At 48.4% G+C, this 5,129-nt stretch carries 7 protein-coding genes; all 7 read right to left on the reverse strand.

Annotated elements, in window-relative coordinates; genetic code table 11:
* Positions 1 to 29: 29 nt before the first annotated feature.
* The 7 genes from J4G02_22550 to J4G02_22580 all read right to left on the reverse strand — a co-directional run bounded on the left by J4G02_22550 (position 30) and on the right by J4G02_22580 (position 4,898).
* On the reverse strand, positions 30 to 1,208 hold the full coding sequence (locus tag J4G02_22550; protein MCE2397292.1) for a DUF4433 domain-containing protein: 1,179 nt from the start codon (positions 1,206 to 1,208) through the stop codon (positions 30 to 32).
* Positions 1,209 to 1,278: 70 nt separating this feature from the next.
* Positions 1,279 to 1,962, reverse strand: a complete 684-nt coding sequence (ureG, locus tag J4G02_22555; protein MCE2397293.1) for an urease accessory protein UreG — start codon at positions 1,960 to 1,962, stop codon at positions 1,279 to 1,281.
* Between the two features lie 84 nt (positions 1,963 to 2,046).
* On the reverse strand, positions 2,047 to 2,721 hold the full coding sequence (locus J4G02_22560; GenBank protein ID MCE2397294.1) for an urease accessory protein UreF: 675 nt from the start codon (positions 2,719 to 2,721) through the stop codon (positions 2,047 to 2,049).
* A complete protein-coding gene (locus J4G02_22565) occupies positions 2,711 to 3,160 on the reverse strand; it encodes an urease accessory protein UreE (GenBank protein ID MCE2397295.1) in 450 nt (149 codons plus the stop codon). Before J4G02_22565 ends, J4G02_22560 begins: the two co-directional genes overlap by 11 nt.
* 36 nt (positions 3,161 to 3,196) lie before the next feature.
* Positions 3,197 to 3,694: a hypothetical protein gene (locus tag J4G02_22570; protein MCE2397296.1), complete on the reverse strand. Its 498-nt coding sequence runs from the start codon at positions 3,692 to 3,694 to the stop codon at positions 3,197 to 3,199.
* Positions 3,695 to 3,950: 256 nt separating this feature from the next.
* Entirely contained in the window at positions 3,951 to 4,487 is a 537-nt protein-coding gene (locus J4G02_22575; GenBank protein ID MCE2397297.1) for a 2'-5' RNA ligase family protein, read from the reverse strand.
* Positions 4,488 to 4,496: 9 nt separating this feature from the next.
* Complete coding sequence (locus J4G02_22580; GenBank protein ID MCE2397298.1) at positions 4,497 to 4,898, reverse strand: DUF5069 domain-containing protein; 402 nt, start codon at positions 4,896 to 4,898, stop codon at positions 4,497 to 4,499.
* Between the last annotated feature and the right edge of the window lie 231 nt (positions 4,899 to 5,129).

The following is a 5,129-nucleotide window of genomic DNA, read 5'->3' on the forward strand; positions in this document are numbered from 1 at the left end:
TGTCTATTTATTTTTATCATTCACCATAGTTAAATTTCTTGGTGTGCGAGTAGATACGATTCTGTCAAGTATTGTGGATCTATTTTGTGTTCGCGTGGAAGGTAGATTGCGACTTGAATCCCTAAGCCGTGTAAGTACCTACACATGAGCGGTCCGACATCAGCCCAATCCAAATTACCCAATCCACAACCTAGTGCCGGCATCGCTAGAGATTGAATCCCTTCCTTCTCAAAGTTTCCTTTTACCCAATCCAAACCACCTTCAATATCGTCCAAACGCGAATTTTCGCGCCAATGCCGCTTCGTTGCAAAGAGCAAAAACCACTTTACCGCATTGGGTGTCGAAAGCGGCAAGCTAGGGTCCGCCAACTCCTGATCTAACGAAGTCTCACGTTTATACAGATACGGTTTCCTCGCTGTAATTTTTTGAGCACGGCAGACATCTTGATAAATAACATAAACATCGGGAAATTGATACTTCGCTCGTGATGCCAATCCCTTTCCCATAACTCCTCGAAGGTTTACACTGATTGTCAATGTTTGCATGGTGGAAAAAAACATATCGCCATCAATTAGGGAAATGTTGTCTCCAATTTGAGCTTTGGATTCCGGTTGAAAGAACCTATGAGGTTCTGGAATGACAGGAATTTGGCGGTTCCCAACAATCCCCCTCACCCGATCTCTGGTGGTATCGTTAGCAACAAAAAGCGAATGAATGTATTCCCGCTTGACTTGACCGGGTACTAGACATTCTGCCATAATTTTCCGTTTGGAGCCATCCCCTTCCTTCCACCAATCGCTCTGAATAACCGTCCGCTGCTCATACAGCACTGCTAGCCCTTCGGGTTGGGAGTAAAATCGCGTTGGGTCGTTGGCTGCGTTACCATCCGTGATAACAACATCCTGTTCTTGCAATACTCCCTTCAAAACACCAATGACAACCAGATCCTCTTTCTCTTTTTGATGGACGAGGCAATACATCATAGGGTTACGCGGTTGAAAGTATAGGTTGGCGTAATCCCAGAGGCTTTTTCCGTCCGGTGTGGATTTTTCTTTGCGATTGCGGACGATCTCTGGGTTATAAATCGGTGTGGAAGATATATTTAGTTCTTCGATTTTTGCGTGAGCAGGGATACCTTTGTCAAGGATGGAGGGTAAGTTATCTATGTGAGTAATGTAGTAAAGTGACACAGGGTCGAACGTTCTCATAGCTCTCCTCCTTCCAATAACAACGTTTAACTTGCAAATACGCTACACAATGAAGGGATTGTGAAGTGATTCATAGCTGCTTGTACTTTCCAGCCTGAAAATCTGCAATTGCTTGATTCGCGAACTGATCTAATTTTTCAGATTTTGCATCTTCTTCAAAGAGCAATTCCCGCTGTATCCAAGAGATGACATCTTCAAGTCCTTCCGATTTTCGCAGGTCCGTGAACACGGCAGGCTTTTCACCGCGCATCCGCTTAGTATCTCGTGCCATGACGGTGAGATCGGCACCGACATATTCTGCCAAATCTATCTTGTTGATAATTAGCAGGTCGGATCGCGTAATTCCCGGCCCGCCTTTTCGGGGGATCTTATCGCCGCCGGCGACATCAATCACATAGATCGCGGCATCAACCAACTCAGGACTGAAGAAGGCGGCGAGGTTATCCCCACCACTCTCAAGAAATAAAATATCGAGATTGGGAAAGTCCGCTGTTATCTGTTCAACCGCTTCAAGATTGGCAGAGATATCCTCGCGGATGGCGGTATGCGGACAGCCACCGGTCTCGACACCGAGAATTCGTTCCTGTGGTAACGCCTCAAGGCGCGTGAGTATTTCCGCATCTTCCCGTGTGAAGATGTCATTTGTGATTGCGGCCAATTCGTAGGCGTCCCGCATCCTTTTGCATAACTTTTCGATTAGGGCGGTCTTGCCCGATCCGACGGGACCGCCGATGCCAATTTTTAACGGTTTCATGGAGATTTGTCCTCTTAAATTCAGGATTTAGTTTTCCGAAAAAGGGCAGCCACAAGGGCTGCCCCTACATTGGTCTGCCCTGAGTTAGGAGATAAATAGCCTTGAATATAGCCTTTCGTGCTGCATACTGCGAATGTCAAGCCCCGGTGTAAAACTGCCCAAATCGTCCAACTCCGCTCCCTCAGCAAACCGGGCGATGTCGATGAGATCGGGACGAATAGCGTCGATGATTCTTTGTCCATCTGTTGGCTTCAGTGGAATCAGCCGCACCGCAGCGGATACCTGTCCGACGACGTGGGCGTGCAGATAACCGAGGACTGCTGAGAACAGGTCAATCTTTGCAGCGGACGCGACTAAGCCGTAAGCGATTGCGTGGTGCCCGGCACATCTGCCCGCTCGAACCCCTTCGGCATACTCATCTAGCATCTCGTTTCGTTCTTGCTTACCGATTTTGATGCTCCCCTCCCGTGATTCACGGGCAACTTTCATCGCAGTGAACCGCTTATCGAGATCAACAACTTCCTCGATCTCGGTTGCCTTATAGGTTAGCCCAATAGCAACCGCATCACCATTTCGGAGACTGTGATGGAACGTTGACCTGAGAAACATCTCAAACGTCTCAGGGTCGTTGATAAGCCCAAGCTGCACGTAGGTTTCCAAGCCAAAGGAGTGAGCGAACGCACCTGTGGGAAAGAAACTGTCGGTGAGCTGCAGAAGCGTCAATAGGGATTTGCCTTCTAGGGCGGTATCAGTGGACATGGGCATGGGACTGCGATTGCTGGACGACGCCTGTGAATATCCGTTCCTCAACGGTGTAGGCGAATCCGAGCCGGGTTAACTGTTTTTCGAGAGCAGGTTCATAAGGGACCAGAATTGCACCGTCATCAAATCCGATGGGACGATGCAGGTTGCCGATCTGGTAGCATGCAAGACCATAAGTTTCGCGTTTCTCAAGGCGAAGGACAAACACCTTCTCTGGCTCCCCTTCGACGACGATTTCAACGTCCGCATCCCGATACAAAACATCGCCGGGCGACAAGCGGGTGCCGGTCGGCAGTGCAAGCCCAATCTCACGTCCGGCTGCCGTTCTGAGTCGTTGACGGCATTTTTGGCGAGCCTCCCAATCGAGATGTACGACGTCTAGCTCTCGTGGATAGTGTTTGGTATCTCCCGTAATGATGTCTTGGATAATAAGCATTGTATATCTTCTCTATGACAGTCGTAAGGCTTGTCGTCATTTTATAGACAGCCACCGGATCTCGAAGCCTATTCCGTCGTCGTCTGCACCTATATCATGATCGATCCACACCTCTGTTGGGTAACCCAATTCAGAATGATATTCAGCTGAAATGGAGTCTACTTTCTCATCGATTTTTTCCTGCACGAAATCAAAAAGCCCCTCAACTGTCAGGTAATCATCGAAATCTTTGATGGTACGTAAAGCATTACCACCCACAAAATTGACATCGACAATCCTGTTGTCACGCACAGAGATGATAACCGGTGCGATATCGTCTTCAAAGCAAAAGCAATGCCGTTGGAAGTAAAATTCATAATTAGACACCATTTTTGACATCCACTTCTCCCGATTTAGATCCAGTTTGAGCTGAATATCAGCCAACCCAGGCTCATCGTCCGGCTTGAGCCCAGGGTCAATTAGTATACAACCAAGCAACAGGGAGAGCGTAGCGCACAGTAAGATCATAGAATATAAGGTATGTGTGTTTTTCATTGTCAATTTTCTCCATGATAGTTGTTAATTTTCAGGCAATCGCTCTACATTTCATGAGCCAGACATCACCATTTCTGTCTATGTAGGACAGTTCTCGTCCATTTTCCGTTCTGAGTCGCTGCCGGCATTTTTGGCGAGCCTTCCAATCGAGTCTAACCAGATCACGCTCAGAAGGGGATAGCCCTTTCTGTATTGTGGCAATTTCTTCGACGATAATCATCGGTTGAATTCAGACTGCGCCCTGTTTGGCGTCGGGTTACTTGTGTTGCGAGGCACCACTTTGGAGAGGGAAGGACTGCGCCCACCTCCAGTGTCCACTTGAGTTTTCATATAATTCGACAACATTGCAAACCGCATGGATTGGTCCTAACTCCTCCATTATCGCCAAGAGTTCCGTCTCTGCAATAGCCGAGAACTCTGCACTCCTGTTTGCAACCGTCAGGTGCGGAACGATTTCGGTGAATTTCCCGCCGTAAGGCGGATACTCAGGGAATTCGCGCACAATCGCTTCGGTGAGCGAAATGAACGGCTCATCGGGTTCAGGTACGAGATAAAGGGATTCGGGAAAGCGACCAACTTGCTCAAACCTGAACTCAAAGGGTTGAAAACGCTGAAATGTTTTGGTGGCTCTAGCGAGATCGCTGTCTGTGAGCAAATCAGGAGATATAAACGGGAAAAGCACCGTGATATGCGCGGGCACTCCAACTGCAGCAGTTGGATCGTAACGTTCACGGAGGTTTCTTACCCAAGGTTCTGCTTCCGGGACAGTGACACCGAGTGCTGATTGCGGCATAGTGGGATACTATCCTTTTTTGGGGTTGGGAAATCTTCCCTCGTCCCAGTCGATAAGGTCATAAAATGTCTGAACCGCAGGGTCGTCGCATCCAGAGTAGATAGTCTGCAAAGCTTCTTCAAACTTTAAGCGAGCCCGTGGTCCCTTAGTTCCGAGCGTCACGCCGAAATCGTTCCACATACTGATCATCTCTGGCGTCGCCTCCTCCAATCCCAGAAACCACTGCTCAAGTTCCTCATCTGTCAAACCTTTGCACACATTGTCGACAAGTTCATCGGAATCTATGCCGAAGAAATACATGAACAATCCATCCGTTGCGCTGGGATTGCACAGATACTCCTGATACGCTTCGCCCAGAATGCCTTCCTGATCTCGCCGAATTTTGTCGACAATTCTAGGGACTACGGATATTCATTGGTTTCCTCCATTTCCTAACAAAGTCAGTTCAATCCTTTAATAAATCGGGCAAGTACGGCAGGAGTTTATCGACAACTCAAGCGACCCGTTCTTTCAGTTCACTTGGCTGAAGTGAAGGATACTCTCTCACTTCAAGATTCATCCGATCGATTTCCGCGAGAAAGCCTCCTGCAGATTCTCACTCCGCGGCACTCGGACACAGCACATGTCGCCCCGCTGGGGCTT

The organism is Candidatus Poribacteria bacterium (assembly GCA_021295755.1).
Classification (GTDB): Bacteria; Poribacteria; WGA-4E; order WGA-4E; family PCPOR2b; genus PCPOR2b.

Coding starts and splice junctions, on each gene's coding strand:
- J4G02_22550 (MCE2397292.1), bottom strand. CDS start 1,208: ATGAGAACGTTCGACCCTGTGTCACTTTACTACATTACTCACATAGAT.
- ureG (MCE2397293.1), bottom strand. CDS start 1,962: ATGAAACCGTTAAAAATTGGCATCGGCGGTCCCGTCGGATCGGGCAAG.
- J4G02_22560 (MCE2397294.1), bottom strand. CDS start 2,721: ATGTCCACTGATACCGCCCTAGAAGGCAAATCCCTATTGACGCTTCTG.
- J4G02_22565 (MCE2397295.1), bottom strand. CDS start 3,160: ATGCTTATTATCCAAGACATCATTACGGGAGATACCAAACACTATCCA.
- J4G02_22570 (MCE2397296.1), bottom strand. CDS start 3,694: ATGAAAAACACACATACCTTATATTCTATGATCTTACTGTGCGCTACG.
- J4G02_22575 (MCE2397297.1), bottom strand. CDS start 4,487: ATGCCGCAATCAGCACTCGGTGTCACTGTCCCGGAAGCAGAACCTTGG.